This window comes from Mesorhizobium sp. M1423 (assembly GCF_040317575.1).
Taxonomy (GTDB): domain Bacteria; phylum Pseudomonadota; class Alphaproteobacteria; order Rhizobiales; family Rhizobiaceae; genus Mesorhizobium.
Genome location: NZ_JAMYKU010000004.1, coordinates 139,565 through 160,878, shown reverse-complemented (window position 1 = coordinate 160,878; position 21,314 = coordinate 139,565). Strand labels below are relative to the sequence as shown.

Below are 21,314 nucleotides of genomic sequence, written 5' to 3'. Positions count from 1 at the left end.
GCCATCAGCCGCCGGTCGTTGGCGATCCGTGTCTTTGCAGCATTCGCCTATCGCTGCCAGAAGGGCAGCTTGGCGATCTCTTCCTCGGCCTGTCGTCTCGTCAGACCGATATCGTCGATCAGATGGGGATTGGTCTCCGCCAATCGCTTGAGGTCCCAGCGAAAGCGTGTCGGCTCGCGCCTGGCCGCGATAATGTTTCGCAGCGTCGCCAGGCTGTGGTGCCGACGCGACACTTCCGCCAGCCGAGCTGCCTTATGCTGGCCCGAGGCAAAGGTAGGAATATCGTTCATGGCAAACCTCCATATGGTTTGAGGTCCAATACGATTTGGGAGGACCCTCGACCTGTAAGAGGAGGAATTCTGCAGGATACGAACAGCGCCGTAATTAAGCTCTCCCAAATAGTTCTCTAAACTTCCAAACGGGCTATAGATGCGCCGTATGCAGGGATCGCGCTTTGCCTTTGGACCGTTCGCGCTTGATCCGGGCGCGGGAACGCTCCTCCGGAACGGTGTCCCCGTTGCCGTTGGCTACCGCGGGCTAAAGCTGCTTGCGGCGCTCGTCGGACGGTCCGGCGAAATCCTGAGCAAGGCTGAGTTGATGGACGCGGCGTGGCCGGGCACCGCCGTCGAGGAGGGCAACCTTACCGTCCAGATAGCGCTGCTGCGGAAGCTGCTTGGTCCGGCCGCCGACGGCGGTGAATGGATCGTCACGGTTCCGCGCATCGGCTACCGCTTCACGGGCGCCGTCGAACAGCTCGGCGGCGCGAAGCGAAAACCTTTGCCACTGCCCGGCAAACCATCGATAGCCGTGCTGCCCTTCGTTAATGTCAGCAACGATCCCGAGCAGGAATCCTTCGCCGATGGGTTGACCGAAGACCTGATCACGGACCTGTCGAGGATCTCCGGCCTGTTCGTCATCGCACGCAACTCGGCCTTTGCCTACAAAGGAAAGGCGATGGACGTGCGCGGGATCGCTGGGGAACTTGGCGTGCGCTACCTGCTGGAGGGAAGCGCAAGACGCGCCGCTGGGCAGGTGCGCATCAATGCACAACTGGTCGACGCGGCGAGTGGCGATCATCTATGGGCGGAACGCTTCGATCGCAGCCTGGAAGATATTTTTGCCGTTCAGGACGAGGTCACCGGCAAGATCGTCGAGGCGCTGCTCGGCCGGCTACGCGCACCACCGCCGCGCAATCGGCCCAAAAATCTCGAGGCCTACGATCTGTGTGTGCGCGCGCGCAAGCTGATGGATGATTCGCCGCAGACGGCGCGGGAAGCGCATCTGATGCTCACCCGCGCGGTTTCGCTCGATCCGGAATATGCCGAGGCCTATCGCTGGCTTGCCATGAACCACTGGATGGGATGGGTGCATTCCGGCGGACCAACCGAAACGTCCCGTAGCGTTGCTTTGGAGCTGGCGCGCAAAGCCGTGGCGATCGATCCCAACGATGCCGGCTGCCGCTGGGTCTTGGCTTACCTGCTTGCCTATGAGCGCAGCTTCGCCGAGGCGGATGCGGAATTCGCCAAGGCCATCGAGCTCGACCCGAACGAGGCCGATGCCTGGGCGGCACTGTCCGATATCGCGATCTTGGCGGGGAAGGTCGAGGAGGGCCTTGAGCACATCCGCAAGGCCTTCCGGCTGAACCCGTTTCCGGCAAGTTGGTATTATCTGACGCTCGGGCAGGCGCAATACGCGGCCCGCGAATACGAGGCTGCTGTCGAGACACTGCGCAGGGACGAGACTTATCGTACAAGCTCACGCCGTTTCCTGGCGGCAAGCCTTGCCCAACTCGGCCGGCTCGACGAGGCGCGTGCGGAGGTCGAACTGTTCCTCGTCGGCAACCCGCATTTCACAACCCGGCACTGGGCGACGACGGAGCCATTCCGCGACGCTGGGACGCTTGAGCATTTCGTTGACGGCTTCCGCAAGGCCGGCCTTCCGGAGTGACGCGCCGGCGCACCGTTCGTGCGACCTATTCCTCAAAGCGACCCGTGGCGTCACGATCGCGCTCGTATCGTCTGGTGAGCGGAAACGGCGGCAACCAGGACTCGCGACGGACGATCCAGCTTTCGTAGGTCGGCATCAGTTGGTCAGGCGCATCCAGGGATCCCAGGTTCACTTCGATTTCGTCGGCGGTGCGTCCGAAAATCGACGAGCCGCAGCGCGGACAGAAAAACCGCCCGGCATAGTCGCGTGTTTCGCCGTCGATCGTCACCGCATCCTCAGGAAATATCGCGGAAGCGTGAAAAAGGGCGCCATGATGCTTGCGGCAGTCGAGACAGTGGCAAAGGCCGACCCGGTATGGGCGCCCCGACGCGACAATTCGGACGTTGCCACACAGGCACCCGCCGGTGAATCGGTCCATGCTGCGTCTCCTCCAAAATCAAGCGGCCGGAATGGTTACAACGACCGGCACTGTTGTTGCAATCTCCGCGGGCGGGGACACGTCGTTCTTCCGTGGCGATGACATTGCAGCCGCCTCTCTATGCCTTACGCGAGCTTGCCGCCGAAAATAGGCCTTGGTTTGTCATATGGAACGAAACGGCGCGTTCCATTGAGCCGCCAACTCGGCGGCCGAGGCGATCTTGACGCCGCAGTCGGCGAGTATGCGTGCGACCGTCGCTACCGGTTCGGCGTTGGACGAAGCTATTCTGCCGTCCGGAAGGAAGAGATTGTTTTCGAAGCCGACCCGGATATGGCCGCCAAGCAACGCGGCGGCGGTCACGCACGCCGCTTCGTTGCGGCCGAAGGCGCAGACGCTCCAATGGTCGAAGCGCGGCGTGTTCGCCGCGAGGAATGGCAGGAGATCGGCAGGAACGGACGTCTGTCCCGGCGTGTAGCGGCCCAGCACGTAGAGAACCGGTATGCTTGCCCAGGGGATCAGTCCGCGCTGCTGCATGTCCGAAAGCCTGACGGCCTCCTCGGGCGAATAGAGGATGATCTGCGGCGCTACTCCCTCGGTGCGCAGCCAGGCCATGAAGCGCGCGAATGCGAGCTCCGATCCGGCATCAGGAACGATTTCGCGAAGCGCCAGGGAGACAGCTTGCGGCTTCACATCTTGTACGACGGCCATCTGCTGGGCCGGCGAATAGATACCGAGTGCTTCGGAAGTGATCTGAACTACCAAGCGGTCGCCGGCGGCACCGCGGATGGCGGCGATCGCCTGGCGGTAGGCGTCGGCGTCGAGCAGATGATTGCCGCTTCTGTCGCGGACATGGACGTGGATCATAGCCGCACCGGCATCGGCGCATTCCGCGGCCGTCCGCGCAAGTTCGGCTGGTGTCAGCGGAATCGCCGGATGGTCGGCCTTGCTGCGACGTCCCCCGTTCGGCGCGACAGCTATGGCGACGCGATCGAGACCATGGGCCGGCTTCATGGAGACGCTCTGTGAGTGACAAGATTCATATGAATCAATCTTTGACCACACTGAAACAGACGTTGCAATCGCTGGTCTGGCGAGCTAGCAATATCCATGGACCAGGGAGAGCTTGCTGGACAGATCGTCAGTGCCTTCGACGGCATGTCGGCGCAGCTTCGGTCCGCCGCGCGCTATGTCCTTGATAAGCCGTATGATGTCGCGTTGTTGTCCATGCGCGAGCAGGCCCGGCACGCGGGAGTGCAGCCGGCCACGATGACGCGGCTGGCCCAGCATCTCGGCCTTGATGGCTACGAGACCGTACGCGATATCTACGCCGCCGCGATCCGGGACGGCGAAATCGGTTTCGCCGGCAAGGCGGGCCTCCAGGTGGCCAGCCAAAAGCTCAAGGGCGACCACGCGCTGGCGGCCGATATTCTGGATTCAATTTCCAGCCAACTTGCCCATCTCGCCGAAAGCAGGTCGATCGACCGTCTGGTCGGCACGGCCAGGGCGCTGAGTGCGGCAAGGCGTGTCTATTGCCTCGGCCTGCGCTCGAGCCACGCAGTGGCCTGGCATCTGCATTACATCCTGTCGCTGATCGGCGAGAAGTCGGTGCTGCTGCACGGCATCGGCGGAACCGACGGCGACGCTCTGGCCCACGCGACCAAGGACGACGTGCTGATCGCCGCCAGCGTCCTGCCCTACACGCGCTTCACCATCGAGCTTGTCGAGTATGCTGCCGGCCGCGGCGTACCGATCGTTGCGGTCACCGACAGCGGGGTAGCGCCCTTGGCGCTGCTTGCCGATCACCTGGTCATCGTGCCGACGGGCAGCCCGTCCTTTTTCCACACCATGACGCCAGCTTTCATCGTTGCGGAGGTCCTCGGTGCTCTTGTCGCAGGGCAGGCAGGCGAGGGCGCTGTTGAGTCGCTGCGACGTTTCGATGAGCAGGGCGCCGCCCTCAAGACCCATCTGAACCAACGTCCGCCGAAGAAAATGCCCATGAGGGACCGTCGATGACACACATTCTTCATCGAACCATCCACTCGACGCTGCCGATCGCCATTCGCGGCCAAGGCATCGAACTGTTCGATGCCGAGGGCAAGTCCTATATCGACGCGTCGGGCGGCGCCGCCGTGTCCTGTCTCGGCCACGGTCATCCCGACGTGATCGCTGCACTGCACACCCAGCTTGACCGCATCGCCTACGCTCACACCAGCTTCTTCACCACCGAGGTGGCGGAGCGCTTGGCAGATCGGCTGGTCGAGGACGCGCCGGAAGGGTTGGACCATGTCTATCTGGTCAGCGGCGGCTCGGAGGCGGTCGAGGCCGCGCTCAAGATGGCCAGGCAATATTTTGTCGAGAAAGGCGAACCGCAACGGCGCCATCTCATCGCACGCCGGCAGAGTTATCACGGCAATACGCTCGGTGCTCTCGCCACCGGCGGCAATGAATGGCGGCGCGCCCAATTCAGGCCGTTGCTGATCGAGACCCATCACATCGACCCCTGTTACGCCTATCGCTATCAAAAGCATGGCGAAAGCGACGAAGCCTATGCGGCGCGCGCCGCCCAGCAGCTCGAAGACAAGATCCTCGAACTCGGCCCGGACGAGGTCATCGCCTTTGTCGCCGAGCCGGTGGTGGGTGCCACACTCGGCGCCGTGCCGCCGGTTGCCAATTATTTCAAGCACATTCGCGCGATCTGCGACCGCTACGGCGTGCTGCTCATCCTCGACGAAGTGATGTGCGGCATGGGCCGTACCGGCACGCTGCATGCGTGCGAACAGGACGGCATCACTCCCGACCTGCTGACCGTCGCCAAGGGGCTCGGCGGCGGCTACCAGCCGATTGGCGCGGTGCTGCTTGGCAGGCATATCTTCGACGCCTTTGCCCAAGGCTCGGGCTTCTTCCAGCATGGGCATACCTATATGGGGCATCCAATGGCGGCCGCGGCCGGCCTTGCCGTGCAGGAGGTCATCCGACGTGACCGTCTGCTCGACAACGTCAGCGCAATGGGCGCGCAGCTGGACGAACGCCTGCACCAACGCTTCGATAACCACCATCACGTCGGCAACATTCGCGGGCGGGGTCTGTTTAGGGGAATCGAGCTGGTGGTTGATCGCGCCACCAAGGAGCCGTTCGACCAGAGGCTTGAACTCAACGCCCGCATCAAGCGCGAAGCAATGGCCCGCGGCCTGATGATTTACCCGATGGCCGGGACGATTGACGGTGTGCGCGGCGTTCATGTGCTTGTGGCGCCGCCTTTCATCATCTCCAAACAGGATATCGATCGGATCGTCGAACGGCTCGGTGAGGCGATCGACGCTGCGATCGCTTCAGCGGCCTGACCCGCACGACGCGGATCGCCTCAACCCAATTCCAACGCGTCATCGGCGACGGGCCGGGACAACCACCAGAGAGGTAGCAACCATGTATAGTTCGATGAAAACCCTGATCGGCGCGGCGGCCTGCATGCTGCTGGCGCTGCCATCCGTCGGAGCCGAGCAGCGCTTCGTCACGGTCGGCACCGGCGGGGTCACCGGCGTCTACTACGCTGTGGGCGGCGCCATTTGCCGACTGATGAACAAGGACCGGCAGAAAACCGGCATCCGATGCTCGACCGAGTCGACCGGCGGTTCCGTCTTCAACGTCAACTCCATCCAGACCGGCGACCTCGATTTCGGCTTGACCCAATCGGACGTCCAGTACCAGGCCTATAAGGGGACTGGAAATTTCGACGGCAAGCCGTTCAAGGATCTGCGGGCCGTGTTCTCCGTCCATCCCGAGCCGTTTACCGTGCTGGCGCGGCCGGACGCCCGCGTCACCAAATTCGAGGACTTCAAAGGCAAACGCTTCAACGTCGGCAATCCCGGATCAGGCACTCGCTCGTCGATGGAGGAATTGCTCAAGCAGATTGGCTGGACGCTCGGCGATTTCTCGCTTGCCGCTGAGCTGAAGGCGGACGAGCAGGGCAGCGCGCTGTGCGACAACAAGATCGATGGTTTCTTCTATGGCGTCGGTCATCCTTCCGCCGCGATCCAGGATCCGACCACGGCCTGTGGCGCCAAACTCATCCCACTGACCGGTCCGGCAGTGGACGCGCTGTTAGCAGCCCATCCCTACTTTTCAGTCGCCACCATCAAGGGCGGCATGTACGCCAACAATCCGGACGACGTGAAGACATTCGGCGTCCGCGCCACTGTCGTGGCGAACGCCAGCACGCCCGATGAGGTGGTCTACGAACTGGTGAAGTCGGTCTTCGAAAATTTCGACGACTTCAAGAAACTGCATCCGGCCTTCGCCAATCTCGATCCCAAGGAGATGATCAAGACCGGTCTGTCGGCGCCGGTACATCCGGGCGCGGAGCGCTACTACAAGGAAAAGGGCTGGCTCTGAGGCCTCCGATGCGAGGCGCAACGGGCACCTCGCATCGCAAATAATTGTGGGGAACGATGACAGATCAAAGCCAGCGGGCGGCAGCGCCTGACCAACCCGTTATCGACATTGACAAGCTCAGCGAGATCGTCGCCGAGGCCGACACCGGTGGGCGCAAGCCGACCGGCCGCACCGCGAAGCTGATCCTCGGCGTATCGCTGGCATGGTCGCTGTTCCAGCTCTGGTATGCCTCGCCCCTTCCGTTCATGCTCAATTTTGGAGTTGTCAGCGACGGCATCGCCCGCTCCATCCATCTGGCCTTCGCCCTGTTTCTGGCGATGCTGACGTTTCCGGCCTTCAAGACCTCGTCGCGCAGCCGGGTGCCGCCGCCCGACTGGGTGCTAGGCATCGCCGGGGCGGCGTCCGCCCTCTATCTGTTGGTCTTTTACAGCGATATCGCCCATCGGCCGGGTCTTCCGACTACGGCTGACCTGGTCGTCTCGATCGCCGGCGTCCTCATCCTGCTCGAGGCCGCGCGTCGCGCCGTCGGGCCTGCTATCACCGTCATCGCGGCGATCATGCTGATCTATATCTTCGCCGGGCCTCACCTTCCTGGCCTGCTTGGCCACAAGGGCGCGACGTTATCGCGCGCAGCCTCGCAGATGTGGCTGACGTCGGAGGGGGTCTTCGGTGTTGCCCTCGGTGTGTCCACCAATGTCGTCTTCATGTTCGTTCTGTTCGGAACATTGCTGGAGCGCGCCGGCGCCGGCGGCTTTTTCATCCAGCTTGCCTTCTCGCTGCTCGGCAAATATCGCGGCGGTCCGGCCAAGGCCGGCGTCGTCGCTTCCGGCCTGACCGGCATGATTTCTGGGTCGTCGATCGCCAATGTCGTGACCACCGGAACCTTCACCATCCCGCTGATGCGCCGGGTCGGATATTCTGCGGTCAAGGCGGGCGCCATCGAATGTGCGGCCGGCGTCAATGGTCAGCTGATGCCTCCGGTGATGGGCGCCGCCGCGTTCCTGATCGCCGAATATGTCGGCATCTCCTATGCCGAGGTGGTCAAGCACGCCTTCTACCCAGCGCTGCTGACCTACGGCTCGTTGTTCTACATCGTCGATATCGAGGCGATGAAGACTGGGATGAAGGGCCTGCCGTCACGCAGCACGCACTCCGCATTTCAGGGTGCGCTGCGTGGGCTGATGGGCATATGCGGCTTCATCGTCCTCGCAGGGCTTGTCTATTACGGCATTGGCTGGACGAAGATCGTTTTCGGCGCGGCCGCGACCTGGATGATCACTGCCGCGCTGATCGCCGTCTACATCGGCCTTGTCGCCTACCGTGCGCGCTATCCCGACCTGCCGCTGGAGGATCTGGAGGGCGAGATCGTTAGGATTCCGCATTTCGGCGAGACGGCGCGCACCGGCCTGCATTTTCTGCTGCCGGTGATCCTGCTGATCTGGTGCCTGATGGTGGAGGAGCTGTCGCCCGGCCTGTCGGCATTCTGGGGCGCTGTCGCCCTGATGGCGCTGATCGTGACGCAACGGCCGCTCACCGCCTTTTTCCGCAAGGACCGTGCGCTGGCACGGCATTGGCTTCGCGGTTTCGACGATCTGGTCGGTGGCCTGTCCGCCGCTGCACGGAACATGACGACGGTCGGCATCGCCACTGCGACCGCCGGCATCATCGTCGGTACGGTTCTGCTCACGGGCATCGGGCTGGTGATGACCGAGCTGGTCGAATTCATCTCGGGCGGCAGCTTCATCGTCATGCTCTTGTTCACCGCGGTGATCTGCATCATTCTCGGCATGGGCATGCCGACCACTGCAAGCTATGTCGTCGTCGCCACCTTGATGGCGCCGGTCATCGTCGATTTGGCGGCGCAGAACGATCTTGCCGTGCCGCTGGTCGCCGTCCACATGTTCGTTTTCTATTTCGGGCTGATGGCAGACGTGACGCCGCCAGTGGGGCTGGCGGCTTATGCTGCTGCGGCAATTTCCGGCGCCGATCCGGTGAAGACCGGGATTCAGGGTTTCAAATACGAGATCCGTACCGGCCTGCTGCCGTTCATCTTCATCTTCAACACCGGACTGCTGATGATCGATCTCGAAGGTCCGTTCGACTTCGTCGCGATGGTGGTGACGTCGACGCTGGCCATGGTCTCGTTTGTAGCAGCGACGCAGAATTGGATGCTCGTGCGCAACCGCTGGTACGAGACGATTGCGTTGCTGCTGGCCTGTTTCATCTTGTTCAGGCCGGGACTCTTGCTCGATCAGGTGAGCGAACCCTATCGGGCAGTGCCTGCCTCCGAACTCGGCCGTATCGTCGACGAGACAGCCGAGGGGGGCGCAGTTCGCTTGCGCCTGACGACACTGAACCTCAACGGCGATGAGATATCGAAGCTGGTGCGGCTACAACTCGGGCCTGCAAATTCATCGGCCGAACGCCTGAAGGCCGCGGGCTTGGACGTCAGTGCGCTTGGCGATAACGTGACGGTCGGCGTGGTGCGACTGGGCAGCCAGGCGGCCAAATTCGGCCTGCAGCCCGGCGACGAAATCAATCAGGTGCTAGTGCCTGCGGAACGGCCGTCGCGCTATTGGTTCGCCATCCCGGCTCTGCTGTTGCTCGGTCTCGTCGTCTGGGGTCAGAAGCGGCGAAGGCGGACAGTTGGTCTATAAGCGCCTTATGAGCGGAAGAGTCTTGGCCAGCATGTCGGTAACAAGAGAATCAAACGGCGCCCCGGAGCCGGCTACCGCGGAAAAGCGCACGACGACGCGCGACCGCCCCTTCGAACCCGTCGACTACGGGCTTTACGCGCTGACGGTCATCGCCTGGAGCGCATCGTGGTTCGCGATCGAACTTCAGGTCGGCAGCGGCGTATCGAACGAGGTCAATCTGGTCTGGCGCTTCGCCATCGCCACGCTGCTGATGTTTGCCTGGGCGGGTTTTTCCGGCGGGCGGCTCCGCTTTCCGATCACCGATCATCTGCGCTTTGCTGTGCTCGGCATCCTCATCCTCTCATCGAACTTCCTGTTTTTCTATTACGGCGCCGGCTATCTCGTCAGCGGATTGCTCTCGGTTGTCTTCTCGCTCGCCTCGGTCATCAACATGCTGCTCGGTGCCTTGGTCATCGGCGAGCGCCCGGCGCCGCGCATTCTCGCTGGCGGCGTCATTGGCTTCGCCGGCATAGCGCTGATGTTCTTTCCCGAAATTGCCGCGAACGGGCTTTCAGGCGGGACGTTGGTGGGCCTTCTGCTGTGCCTCTGTGGCACGCTGAGCTTCTGCGCCGGTAATCTCGTCTCCGTCGCAAACCAGCGCCGCGGCCTGCCGCTCGTTTCAACCAGCGCCTGGGGCATGCTCTATGGCACTCTGTGGTCGGCGTTCCTGGCCTTCCTGCTCGGTGAGCCGTTCGTGTTCGCGACGACCGCCTCTTATATCGGCTCGCTGGTCTTCCTCGCCGTCATATCGACGGTCATGGCTTTCGCCGCCTACCTGACGCTGCTCGGACGCATTGGCGGCGCCCGCGCCGGCTATGCGACCGTCATATTTCCCGTCTTTGCGCTTTTGATCTCCACGGCGCTGGAAGGCTATGCCTGGACCGCTTACGCGATCATCGGGCTCGTCCTCGTCGCCGCCGGGAACGTCCTGGTCATTCGCGGAGGACGGCGCTGACGCATGGAATGCCTGCCCAATGCCGCCGCCTTCCGCTGCGCGGGCCGCGGTTCTGTCGAGCTTGACTCTCTGCATGGTCTGTCTAAGCTTGCGGTCAATGGGTCAGACCAATGTACCAGGGGCGAGCCGGGGAGGGAACTAAACACGCATGCCGATCCAGGCCGTTGAACCACGCCGGCTATACCGACAGGTCGCCGATCAGCTCAGGCAACTGATCGATGCCGGCGAGTTTTCCGTCGGCGACCGTCTGCCGACCGAGCGGGATCTGGCCGACCAGCTCGGAATTTCCCGCCCGACGGTCCGTGAAGCGCTGATAGCGCTGGAGGTCGAAGGCCGCATACGCATCCGCGTCGGCTCGGGCATCTACGTCACCGATCCGCCGAGCGCCCCCGCCTCCGAACCCGAAATCGAGGAAGGCCCGTTCGAGCTGTTGCGCGCGCGCGAATTCGTCGAAGGCGCGATCGCCGCCGAGGCTGCTCTCCACGTCCGGTCTGCAGATATCGAACGGCTCGACGACGTGCTGCGCCGGATGGAGGCCATGCGTCACCCCAACAAGATGACCATTACGCTCGACCGGGAATTCCATACTGCAGTCGCCGGCATTCTCGAGAACGCGGTGCTGGTGCGCTTCATCGGCGAGCTCTTCGACCAGCGCATGAACCCGTACTTCGAACGCCTGTCGATCTATTTCGAGACCAACGATTCCTGGCAGATAGCGGCAAAGGAGCATCGTGCCGTGCGCGATGCGATTGCCGCGCGCGACCCCGAGCGGGCCAAGGCCGCCATGCAGCAGCATCTGCGCCAGTCGCAAATCAGATTCTCACGCAATTTCGATGAGAGAGCCGCAGCCAAGGAGGTTGCGGAATAGCAGTTGGCCGGGGGGAGATCCGGCCGTCAAATCCAACCAGGGAGGAATTAGATGCTGAGAAAATACGCAGTTCTGCTCGGTGCGATCGCCGCAATTGCCATACCCATGGCGTCGGCCTCGGCGGAAACAGTCCTGAAATGGGCACATGTCTACGAGACGACGGAGCCCTTCCACACCGAATCCGTGTGGGCGGCCGACGAGATCAAGAAGCGCACCCAGGGCCGCTACGCCATCGACGTCTATCCGGCCTCGCAGCTTGGCAAGGAAGCAGACATCAACCAGGGCCTGATGCTCGGCACCGTCGATATCATCATTTCCGGATCGAGCTTCGCAGCGCGCGAATATCCACCGATCGGCGTCACCTATTTCCCATACACTTTCCGCGATGCCGACCATCTGCTGAAATACACCAAGAGCGACGTCTACAAGGCCCTGACCAAGGGCTACGAGGACAAGACCGGCAATCACATCGCCGCCACCACCTATTACGGGACGCGGCAGACCACCTCGAACCGGCCGATCGCCAAGTGCTCCGACATGCAGGGCTTGAAGATGCGCGTCCCCGACGTGCCGGCCTATCTAGCTATGCCGCGTGCCTGCGGCGCCAACACCGCGCCGATTGCCTTCGCCGAGGTCTATCTCGCCCTGCAGAACGGCACGGTCGAGGCCCAGGAGAACCCGCTGACCACCATCGAGGCGAAGAAATTCTACGAGGTGCAGAAGAACATCGTGCTGACCGGCCATATCGTCGATCATCTCAACACCATCGTATCGGCGTCGCGCTGGGCCTCGCTATCCGACGAGGACAAGAAGATCTTCACCGAGGTGATGCAGGAGGCCGCCGCCCGCGCCACGGCGAAGATCGTCGCCCGCGAAAAGGAACTGGTGCAGGTATTCAAGGACCGCGGCATCAGCGTAACCGATGTCGACCGTGCCGACTTCGAGAAGAATGTGCTGGAGAAGGTCACCTTCGAGGAATTCGGCTACAACAAGGCCGATTGGGAAGCGATCCGCGCCATCAAATAAGGCATCGGGAAATCGGATGCTCAATCAAGAGGATAGGGCGGCAATCGGATTCGCCGCTTTAACCTGCCCATCCGTCCGGCTTCAAATTGTGCCGGACGGCCTTTCCAATCCTTGACGACCCACCAGCTTCGGGAGCCCGCGCCAATGGCCGAGGAACACCACACCGAGATCACCGTCGAAGAAATTGCCCACGCCTTCGAGGAGGTGCCGGTACACGTCGACCTGTCGGACCACGGCATCGAGGACTGGATTACGCTTGCCGTGTTCTGGGGCATGGTCGTGTGTGTCTTCCTGCAGTTCTTCACCCGCTATGCGCTGAACAACAGCCTTGCCTGGACCGAGGAGATCGCCATCAACGCGCTCGTCGTCGTCGTTTTTCTCGGCGCCGCCATGTGCGTGCGCCTTTCGCGCCATATCCATGTCGATGTGCTTTACCACTATCTGCCGGAGCGCGTTGGCCGCTGGCTGGCGCTCGCCGTCGATATTATCCGCATTGCATTCTTCGCCTACGGAACATGGCTGATGTGGCGCTACGTCACGATCGTGGCGCATGAGCGCATGGTCACAGTCAACCTGCCGCGGCGCTGGTTCTTCTACGCCGTCTTGGCTGGCTTCGTGCTGATGCTTCTGCGCTCGATCCAGGTCTTCATCGGCAATTACAGGCGCGGCTATTCGGTGCTCGAGCGTCCCGGTGCGTTCGAGACGGCGGGGGTCTGAGCGATGCTGCTTCTGGTCGGGGGCTTTCTTGTCCTGATGCTCATCGGCGTGCCGGTCGCTGTTTCGATGGCGGCCGCCTCGATCCTTTACCTCGTCATCTACGGCGTCGCGCCCGATATCATCGCGGCCCAGCGCATGATCGCCGGGGTCGAGAGCTTTCCGCTGCTCGCCGTTCCCTTCTTCATCCTGGCCGGCAACCTCATGAACATTGCCGGCGTCACCGGGCGCATCTATTCTTTCGCCCTTGCCCTGGTCGGCTGGATGAAGGGCGGCCTGGCGCAGGTCAACATCATCGGATCGGTGATCTTTTCCGGCATGTCGGGCACCGCGCTCGCCGACGCCGCCGGCATCGGCACCATCGAGATCAAGGCGATGAAGGACCACGGCTATCCGATCGACGCTGCGGTCGGCGTCACCGCCGCTTCCGCCACGCTCGGGCCGATCTTCCCGCCCTCGCTGCCCTTCGTCATCTACGGCATGATGGCCAATGTCTCGATTGGCGCGCTGTTCATGGCCGGCATCCTGCCCGGCGTGGTCATGACCGTGCTGATGATGATTACGGTTGCCATCTTTGCCTACAGTCGCGGCTGGGGCTCCGACACACCTTTCGAGCTTCGGCGGCTCGCCGAAGCGGCGGGCGAGGTGCTGGTGGTGGCTGCCTTTCCGATTGGCTGTTACGTGCTTGTGCAGCTTGGCCTGTCGATCAACATCGCGGTCGGCATCGCGCTGGTGGTGCTGATCGCGACGGACTGGTATTTCGACTTCTCCGCGGTCATGGCGCTGATGACGCCGGTCATCCTGATCGGCGGCATGACGATGGGCTGGTTCACGCCGACCGAAGCGGCGATGGCGGCTGTCATCTGGTCGCTTTTCCTCGGGCTGGTGCGCTACCGCACGATGACGCTGCGTTTGCTTGCCAGGGCCAGCTTCGACACGATCGAAACAACCGCCTCGGTGCTGTTCATCGTCACCGCCGCATCGATCTTCGCCTGGCTGCTCACCGTCAGCCAGGCGGCACAGTTGTTTTCGACCTTCATCTTCGCGCTCACCGAAAACAAGTGGGTCTTCCTGATCCTGGTCAACATCCTGATGCTGGTGGTCGGCTGCTTCCTCGATACGATCGCCGCGATCACCATTCTGGTGCCGATCCTGTTGCCGGTCGCCGCCGTCTACGGCATCAACCCGGTGCATTTCGGGCTGATCATGACGCTCAACCTGATGATCGGGCTTTTGCACCCACCGCTCGGCATGGTGCTGTTCGTGCTGTCACGTGTCGCCAAGCTTTCGGTCGAACGCACCACCATGGCGATCCTGCCGTGGTTGGTGCCGCTTATCGTGGCGCTGCTTCTGATCACCTTCATACCCGCCATCACACTCTGGCTGCCGACCGAGATGGGCTTGATCCGGTGAGTGGCCAGGTGATTGCCGCGACGCTGTTCGGCCCGCAGGACCTGCGCGTCGTGGAGCGTCCGCTCGAACCGCTGGCACCAGGCATGGTGCGGGTGCGCTTCGGGGCAGGGGGCATCTGCGGCTCCGACCTGCATTATTTCCGCCATGCCCGCACCGGCGACTTCGTTGTCACCTCGCCACTTGTCCTCGGCCATGAAATCGCCGGCGAAATCGTCGAGATCAATGGCGCCGCGCCCGGCCTTGGCATCGGCGACCACGTCGCGGTCAATCCGTCGCGCTGGTGCGGGCATTGCGCGCGATGTCTGGAAGGCCGCGCCAATCTCTGCGAAAACATCTATTTCATGGGCTCGGCATCGAAGACACCGCATATGCAGGGCGGCTTTGCCAGTCTGTTCGACGCCACGCCCGCGCAATGTTTCAAGGTTCCATCTGACGTGGCCTACCAGGCGGCCGCACTTGCCGAGCCGTTGGCGGTCAGCCTGCACGCCGTCGCGCGGGCCGGCGACATCAGAGGCCGCAACGTCGTCCTGTTCGGTGCCGGTCCCATCGGTCTCTTGACCATGCTCGCGGCCAGGCTTGCCGGCTGCGCTGAACTGACCGTCGCCGACATCGCCGCCGCGCCGCTCGCCTTCGCTCGCCGGCTTGGCGCTGACAGCACGACCGACCTTTCCGGCGGTAGCGCCGAGCTTCACGCGCTCTCGGCCGGCGGTTCGCTCGATGTGGCGTTCGAGATTTCGGGCAGCGCGGCCGGCCTTGCCGCTGCGATCGCCAGCGTCCGGCGCGGCGGTACGGTGGTCCAGGTCGGCAATCTTCCCGGTGGCCAGGTCCCGCTGCCGGCCAATGCGGTGATGGCCAAGGAGATCGACCTCAAAGGCACCTTCCGCTTCGGTACAGAGTTCGGTCGCGCAGTCGACCTCATCGTGTCGCGGGAGGTGGACGTCCTGAAGCTGGTGACAGCGGAGCGCACGCTTTCTTCGGCCCCCGATGCGTTCCGACTTGCCGCCGACCGCACTCAGAGTGTCAAGGTCGTGCTGATTGCGGACTGATTGAGAATTTGCAGGCCTGTTTTGAAAGAGGCCATGGCGGTCGGTTGGGGAGGTACATACAGAATGTGAGACGCCCGGTGCTGGCTTCCTGAGACTAGCATCAGACAGAATCTGCGCGTGTCGTCTCACAACCCGATGCCGCGCTTCTTTCCAAAGCTCCAATCCATGCCCCCTGTATCCGGACACACGACTCCGGAAACCTGATTGCCAAAGCGCTTTTCGAGCGATGACGACCAGGGCACGAGCCTGAAGTCCAGCCCATTGTCGATCATCGCGAACCGGCCGGAAGCCAGCGAGAAACGCTGCCGGTAAATCCCAGCCACATGATCGCCGTTGGCAGCGTTTCTGAATGACATGCCGGTCTCGGCGGCGAGGCGGATACCGAGCGATTCCACCTCATGAACGTGTAGCGTATCGATCAGATTGCGCGCTAGAATTACGCGCTGTCCCTCGCGCCTGGCCAGATCGCGCCTGGCAAGCTCGTCGACCCGATCTTCGAGTGCCTGTCTTACCTCCCTGCCAAAGCCGCCGTCGCGGAGTTCGGCTGGCTTGCACGCAACAAGTTGCCGATCGAGCCAAGTCGCTCCGGAAGCATGGACCTGCTGTTCGATCGAAAGGTCAGAGCGGACGGCGAGACTGACCCTGCAAGAGCCATTTGCACCCGCATCGCGGCACAGCTCCACGACCGAGCCTGGGGCAGAGTCCCCGGCCGCGTCAGGGTCATAGAAGCGAATATGGTGCGGGCGACCGTCGATGCCGTCGACGATGGCGTAGGCCGAGCCGCGCAGTTCGTCCAGGCCGCGTTCGAGCAGTCGGCCGATCACCGGCGCATCAATCTTTTCGGCCGCGAGCACATACTCGGTTGTCCCTCTTTCCAGCCCCCGCGCGGTGAGGCTGCGGTGCATGCGCTTGATGATGTCGCCGCGTTCGCCGAGGGCGCGCAAAGTCGCCTCGGCTTCTTCGGCCACCATCCATTGGCCCCGATGGATCTCATACGCGAGGCCTAGCCGTTCCAACTGCCGGAGCCGGCCGACCTTGAGTCCTATGAACTCGTCTGGCTGGTCACCAGGATGTGGTGCCACTGCAATGATGCCATGACGGTCGATGTCGCGAGCAAGCTGGCGATCGAGCTGCGTCCAGCGCTCAGTGTCGACCTGCCGCTCGATGGCCTGGCGGATGTCGAGGTCGGTGCGGAGCCCCAGCGTCTGGGTGAGAATGTCGCTCGCCCGATCGCGCATGCCCTGGCGGATATAGTCGCGAGAGATGACAAGATTCTCGCCATTGTCGGCAACGCCGCGAACGAGGATGTGAACGTGTGGATGCTCGGTGTTCCAGTGATCGACGGCAATCCAGTCGAGCCTCGTGCCGAGGTCGCGTTCCATGTCGACCATCAGTTCACGAGCGAAGTTCTTGAGGTCACCGAGTTCCATTGCATCGTCCGGTGAAACGATGAGACGGAAGTGATGCCGATCGTCCTTGCAGCGGTCGGAGAAGGCATCATCATCTGCCTCTTCGGTGTCGGGACCGAACATCCTCGCCTTCTCGCCATCACGTGTTACACCTTCGCGGCGAAGGTACTTGAGATAGGTGGCGAGTGGTGGAGACCCTCTGAACTGCCGCACCACACGGGTCTTGACGACGGCGCCTCGTGAGCACTCAGACATGAGGTGACTGGCGCGGATGGCCGCCGACCTGCCGCGGCCAAATGTTGAAGCTCGTGGGGAGGTGATCCGGCCCTTGCTTGTAAGATGGCCGCCAGCGCGCTGTGTAGCCGCAAGCGCCTGGAAGATGAAGGGTCGCGCGCGCTGCCCGGCGCGGGAGCGGATGTGACCAGGGCGGACGCGAAAGCTATCGTCACGTTTCATGCTAGGCGGCCACGAGGTGCGGTTTCCGTTGGAAAAACCGAAAAATGGGAATAGCGCACATCGCCGTTTGTGCCAGCACATCGCGAATTGAGCTGAAACTCATAAGGAAAACAATCGGCCGACCGAGCCGCACCTCGCGGCTCTTTATCCTGCCACTCTTTGCGCCCTTATCCGTGGCCAACCCTTCCGCGGCAATGTCCGCGACGGAACAGGCCGGAACGCAATCGAGGAGGAAGCTCCCGGTCATCGCGATATAGTCAAAGACGGCTGAGCGAATAGACCGGGAACAGCGGGGTTCGGCCAGAAACGGGTCTCACCTGGCCATGGCTCGATCGCGGTCAGGTCAGCAACAGAATTGCCCATTAGCGACTGCATTGCGGACGAATGAATCGCCGCAAAGGTCGTGTCTGCATAACCATTGCCATTCAATGCAGCGGCCTTCCGAATGTCATTGGTATGCGCAAAAAGCGCGGTACTGCGTGAGCTGGCTCTGTCTCTTCCTTGCCGTGCACACCTCGGACTGGGAACTGCGTCATTGATCAGCGGCGCGAGTTTCCTGACGTAGTCGACCGTCTCGCGTGGCAGCGGACGGCCGGTGGACAAATGTTCCTTGTACCGTCCAGGGCCGGCATTGTAAGCGGCAAGAAAGCCGCTGCGCCCGAAGCTGTCGAGCATTTCGCGAAGATACGCAGCGCCTGCAAGAATATTGTCACGCGGCTGATAGGGATCGTCGCCGAGTCGATGCTTGATGCGCAATTCTTCCCACGTCGCCGGCATTATCTGCATCAGCCCCATTGCGCCTTTGCTTGAAAGCGCTCGAACATCGCCGACGCTCTCGACATGCATGACGCCGCTAAGCAAACGGTCTGGAATGGCGAACCGTTTAGCCGCTTCCTGGATATGTCGCGTCCACGGGCCAGCCGACAAGATCGTGCTCTCGGAGTGCGCCGACAGTTCACCATGAGAGCATGCGTCTGCACGAGCTTCGGGCGTCGCGAAGGCGAGCACGACGCATGTGGCAATCCTTGTCATACCTCGATGGACGGCATCCCGCGGACCCCGGAACCGATGCGCCGCCAGTCCGCCACGGTGTTCACCTCCGTTAAGCGCAACGCCTCGTCGGCCGGACAAGCCTTGCCAAAACTGTGATGAAATGGGCCTCTGGAGCGACAAGCAAGCGTCCGGCCGCCCCTGATGTTCGTCGCGCGCGGCTGTCGGACTGGCGATCCTGTCCAAGGGTTTGACCGCCCGATCGATCAAGGGCGTTGACGAAAGAGATTCGTCGAAGGGCTCAAACAGCATCTGTTCAGCCTCGTCCGTCGCGCTTCGATGACCGGTTCCAGTGCAGGCTCCAGATGCTGTTCTCGGCGTCGGACTGGAACAGCTTCGCGCGGATCGGCTGCGTAAAGGATGGGTCGTCAATTGAGACCGAGACATAGTCCCCAGCCTTGTCTCCGGTGTGGTCCCACGCCGCGCCGACCGCCATTCCCTCGCAATAGACGAGGTGGTCGGGCGCGTTTTCGGTCTTGGATTTCTCGGCAGGCAGGATGGCAATCTTCGCCTCGATTGTGAGCGTTGAGAAATTGCCGAAGAAGCCGTCATCATTGCGCGTGAAGGTGCCGATCTGGGGCATTGCAGTGCTCCTTTCATGAGCGTTTAGTGAGCGTTGAGACGAGCCGTGACGGTATTCGCCGGGAAACGTCGTTGGTGACATCCAGCACCGGAGCCGCGCGCTCCGTGGTCCAGACGGGCACCGCGCAGCCAACAATCGATGCGAGCGGCAGGGGGCCGAAATAGCGGCCGTCAAAACTTTCGGCTGCGTTCGGGTTCATGAGGAAGACGTCGTCGTCGGCGATCTCGCGACAGCCCCGCCAGCTGGGCAGGGATCGACCGCGGCTGTCACGCTCGCGAGCATGTCCATAGGTCCTGCCGTTGACGATGATCGCTGTACCTTCGCGGCACACGGTTGCGCCCCCGAGTGCCAAAACATGCTTCAGGAGCGGCACGTTTTTCGGCAGATATCCGCGTCTTGCCATGAACGCCACCAATGGCTCGGGCGGCATCACGACGGCGATGCTCCCAGCACGGATTTTGTCGGCCGGCAGAATGCGATAGAGCCCGATGGGGACGCTTGCGGATGCGTTCCAGATGGCCAGCGGCGGGTGGCTAATCCATGCCGGCGCGGCGGCGAGCACTGAGCCGCCAATCATCGCCGCGATGACCTTTGTGCGCTTGCTCATGACTCGATCCTGGGGCGCAGCAGGCAAACGTTACGACGCTTGCGCCTGTATGGACTCGGCTGCTCGCATACGGCCATCCGGCTGTGGATGTGCCGCCGTTGACCAGGCCAAACGAAGGTCGGCGCTAGGTGCTGTTTCGCCGCTGGCACGCGCGGTCGCAATCTCCTGGCATGGGCGTGGATGCTTTGCGACGCAGCCCAGGCCAGGAAGTCAGCGTTCCAAATCGTTGCCGTGCCATGCACATTCGCCGCCTCAACGCGGAACGTTTCCTTCTCCGCATCAGAGTGGATCGTTGTCAGGCCGCGGGATTTCACCAATAAGGCCGGCAACCACGCCACGAGGTCCCGCGTGCGGTATGGGGCGAAGCCGGATGAGTGGGCATGAGGCAGCGCAAGCTGCTGCTGAACGGTCTCACGGCACTGCATTGTTGTTGCACCACAGATCAGAAGCTGCGGTCGCGCTTGCCGACATAAGCCGGCGCGCGGGCTGCATGTGGTTTTGCCGGCGGAACTTTGGTCGCGTTCGCATCGCTGGTGGAGGTGCGTGCGCCGAGCTCTATCCAGGCATGCAAGTCGTCGATGTCATAGAGGACGCGTCCGCCAATCTTTCGGTATTTTGGCCCGGTGCCGTAGGTCCGGTGCTTTTCGAGTGTACGGGCGCAGAGTCCTACGATCGGTGCTGCCTCCTTCGTGCGCAGGTACTTTCGGGGCGCGTCCGCGGGACCCTTCGACATTGCTCGATCTCCATTCGGTTGTGCTGTCATCCTGGCCTGCCGGGACGCGCAAAGCGGACCATGCTCGAAATGGGGAAAGGGGAGGGAGGGCAAAGATCGGGGGGCGTGTTATTGCTACCCCGAAGAACGACTTCGGCGGCCGGACTTCCCGCTGCGACTGTGGGGGTAGAAGAGAAGATCGCGATAGCCGCCTGCGACCAAAAAAGCCGCACGGCGCAAGATAGCCCGGACCTTGTGCCGGAGGTGATGATCACGCCAATCTCGCGGCACAATCGGCTCGCGCGACAATAACACCTCCGCGATCTGACGATAGGTTGCACCCATGTAGTGACCATCATGCGCGCGCAAATTGAGGATATGCCTGGTCTTGGTCTGTTGCGGTAGCGCGCCGTAGGATGGACCGGCCGCTCGGCCGTTCAGCGCGCGCCAGAGCCGGCGCGCCGCATCGAGCCGCGTCTCAAATGCAGCGTCTAGGGGCAGAAGGATAGCATCGAATTCGCCGGAGTGGTCTTCGCAGACCACATGGCTCTTCCCGGTTGAAGCAGACCAAAGAATGTGAAGTCCTTCCTTCTGCTGCCAAACGCTGGCTCCGATAAGTCTGGAAGGCCGAATTCTCTGATGAGAGGGGCTGATCGAGGCAGACATCCGCGTGGCCCGCAGCACGCGCGGCGAGGCCTGTTCTGTCCAGATGATATTCTCAGCCTGCGGAAATCCGGCACCGGCAGTTTTGAAATCGCGCACCCCAACGGGCAGCGAAGTCGCGCTGATCGACAGGATCTCCGGAACCTGAGAGCCGCGAGGCGATCTGGCGGCACTCGGCGATGAATTTATCGTTCCGGATCAGATACTCGGCGGCGAACTCCTCAGCTTGGTAGCTGCACATGTGCACGTAGGCCGCCGGTTCGGTCCAATCGTCCTGCACGGTTCCTGTCCTCTCCGCATAACTGCATCTGAGGCCCCGGCATCAACATTCAGGGTGAAGAGAAATGTGAATAGTTGGAGAG

21 protein-coding genes are annotated in these 21,314 nt (G+C 62.4%); 11 read left to right on the top strand and 10 right to left on the bottom strand.

Annotated elements, in window-relative coordinates; genetic code table 11:
* Positions 1-47: 47 nt before the first annotated feature.
* The gene (locus NKG95_RS07350) at positions 48-290 is read right to left on the bottom strand and encodes a DUF1127 domain-containing protein (RefSeq protein WP_353040320.1); all 243 of its coding nucleotides are present in this window, start codon (positions 288-290) and stop codon (positions 48-50) included.
* A gap of 148 nt (positions 291-438) precedes the next feature.
* Between NKG95_RS07350 and NKG95_RS07345 the strand changes: the two genes are divergently transcribed.
* Positions 439-1,947: a winged helix-turn-helix domain-containing tetratricopeptide repeat protein gene (locus tag NKG95_RS07345; RefSeq protein ID WP_353040386.1), complete on the top strand. Its 1,509-nt coding sequence runs from the start codon at positions 439-441 to the stop codon at positions 1,945-1,947.
* Between the two features lie 25 nt (positions 1,948-1,972).
* Here NKG95_RS07345 and NKG95_RS07340 read toward each other — a convergent pair whose 3' ends face one another.
* The gene (locus NKG95_RS07340; protein WP_352589085.1) at positions 1,973-2,365 is read right to left on the bottom strand and encodes a GFA family protein; all 393 of its coding nucleotides are present in this window, start codon (positions 2,363-2,365) and stop codon (positions 1,973-1,975) included.
* Positions 2,366-2,527: 162 nt separating this feature from the next.
* Positions 2,528-3,376: a beta-keto acid cleavage family enzyme gene (locus tag NKG95_RS07335; protein WP_353019378.1), complete on the bottom strand. Its 849-nt coding sequence runs from the start codon at positions 3,374-3,376 to the stop codon at positions 2,528-2,530.
* Positions 3,377-3,472: 96 nt separating this feature from the next.
* On the opposite strand from NKG95_RS07335, the gene NKG95_RS07330 reads away from it, so the two are divergent.
* The 10 genes from NKG95_RS07330 to NKG95_RS07285 all read left to right on the top strand — a co-directional run bounded on the left by NKG95_RS07330 (position 3,473) and on the right by NKG95_RS07285 (position 15,472).
* A complete protein-coding gene (locus tag NKG95_RS07330) occupies positions 3,473-4,378 on the top strand; it encodes a MurR/RpiR family transcriptional regulator (RefSeq protein WP_352483855.1) in 906 nt (301 codons plus the stop codon).
* Positions 4,375-5,706: an aspartate aminotransferase family protein gene (locus NKG95_RS07325; RefSeq protein ID WP_352589094.1), complete on the top strand. Its 1,332-nt coding sequence runs from the start codon at positions 4,375-4,377 to the stop codon at positions 5,704-5,706. The genes NKG95_RS07330 and NKG95_RS07325 overlap by 4 nt, the downstream gene beginning before the upstream one ends.
* 94 nt (positions 5,707-5,800) lie before the next feature.
* Positions 5,801-6,754, top strand: coding sequence for a TAXI family TRAP transporter solute-binding subunit (locus NKG95_RS07320; RefSeq protein WP_353040385.1), 954 nt, complete (start codon positions 5,801-5,803; stop codon positions 6,752-6,754).
* A gap of 56 nt (positions 6,755-6,810) precedes the next feature.
* Positions 6,811-9,411, top strand: coding sequence for a TRAP transporter permease (locus NKG95_RS07315; protein WP_353040319.1), 2,601 nt, complete (start codon positions 6,811-6,813; stop codon positions 9,409-9,411).
* Between the two features lie 31 nt (positions 9,412-9,442).
* Positions 9,443-10,405 carry a DMT family transporter gene (locus tag NKG95_RS07310; protein ID WP_353040318.1) on the top strand — a complete coding sequence of 321 codons (963 nt, stop codon included), beginning with the start codon at positions 9,443-9,445 and terminating at the stop codon, positions 10,403-10,405.
* Between the two features lie 148 nt (positions 10,406-10,553).
* Positions 10,554-11,273: a FadR/GntR family transcriptional regulator gene (locus NKG95_RS07305; RefSeq protein ID WP_352918587.1), complete on the top strand. Its 720-nt coding sequence runs from the start codon at positions 10,554-10,556 to the stop codon at positions 11,271-11,273.
* Between the two features lie 51 nt (positions 11,274-11,324).
* Positions 11,325-12,299: a sialic acid TRAP transporter substrate-binding protein SiaP gene (locus NKG95_RS07300; RefSeq protein ID WP_502896347.1), complete on the top strand. Its 975-nt coding sequence runs from the start codon at positions 11,325-11,327 to the stop codon at positions 12,297-12,299.
* Positions 12,300-12,443: 144 nt separating this feature from the next.
* Complete coding sequence (locus NKG95_RS07295; protein ID WP_023717040.1) at positions 12,444-13,016, top strand: TRAP transporter small permease; 573 nt, start codon at positions 12,444-12,446, stop codon at positions 13,014-13,016.
* A 3-nt stretch (positions 13,017-13,019) separates the two neighbouring features.
* On the top strand, positions 13,020-14,426 hold the full coding sequence (locus NKG95_RS07290; protein WP_353040317.1) for a TRAP transporter large permease: 1,407 nt from the start codon (positions 13,020-13,022) through the stop codon (positions 14,424-14,426).
* Positions 14,423-15,472, top strand: coding sequence for an L-idonate 5-dehydrogenase (locus tag NKG95_RS07285; protein WP_352547647.1), 1,050 nt, complete (start codon positions 14,423-14,425; stop codon positions 15,470-15,472). Before NKG95_RS07290 ends, NKG95_RS07285 begins: the two co-directional genes overlap by 4 nt.
* A 125-nt stretch (positions 15,473-15,597) precedes the next feature.
* Here NKG95_RS07285 and NKG95_RS07280 read toward each other — a convergent pair whose 3' ends face one another.
* The 7 genes from NKG95_RS07280 to NKG95_RS07250 all read right to left on the bottom strand — a co-directional run bounded on the left by NKG95_RS07280 (position 15,598) and on the right by NKG95_RS07250 (position 21,232).
* The gene (locus NKG95_RS07280) at positions 15,598-17,337 is read right to left on the bottom strand and encodes a relaxase/mobilization nuclease domain-containing protein (protein ID WP_352547649.1); all 1,740 of its coding nucleotides are present in this window, start codon (positions 17,335-17,337) and stop codon (positions 15,598-15,600) included.
* A gap of 243 nt (positions 17,338-17,580) precedes the next feature.
* Positions 17,581-18,345: a lytic transglycosylase domain-containing protein gene (locus NKG95_RS07275; RefSeq protein WP_502913927.1), complete on the bottom strand. Its 765-nt coding sequence runs from the start codon at positions 18,343-18,345 to the stop codon at positions 17,581-17,583.
* 298 nt (positions 18,346-18,643) lie between these two features.
* Positions 18,644-18,970, bottom strand: a complete 327-nt coding sequence (locus NKG95_RS07270) for a DUF736 domain-containing protein (protein ID WP_353040316.1) — start codon at positions 18,968-18,970, stop codon at positions 18,644-18,646.
* A gap of 13 nt (positions 18,971-18,983) precedes the next feature.
* A complete protein-coding gene (locus NKG95_RS07265; protein ID WP_353005948.1) occupies positions 18,984-19,577 on the bottom strand; it encodes a S26 family signal peptidase in 594 nt (197 codons plus the stop codon).
* 442 nt (positions 19,578-20,019) lie between these two features.
* Positions 20,020-20,310 carry a helix-turn-helix transcriptional regulator gene (locus tag NKG95_RS07260; RefSeq protein ID WP_352639202.1) on the bottom strand — a complete coding sequence of 97 codons (291 nt, stop codon included), beginning with the start codon at positions 20,308-20,310 and terminating at the stop codon, positions 20,020-20,022.
* Between the two features lie 114 nt (positions 20,311-20,424).
* Entirely contained in the window at positions 20,425-21,051 is a 627-nt protein-coding gene (locus NKG95_RS07255; protein ID WP_352547657.1) for a DUF2285 domain-containing protein, read from the bottom strand.
* Positions 21,008-21,232, bottom strand: coding sequence for a transcriptional regulator domain-containing protein (locus NKG95_RS07250; protein ID WP_352547659.1), 225 nt, complete (start codon positions 21,230-21,232; stop codon positions 21,008-21,010). Before NKG95_RS07250 ends, NKG95_RS07255 begins: the two co-directional genes overlap by 44 nt.
* Positions 21,233-21,314: the final 82 nt, after the last annotated feature.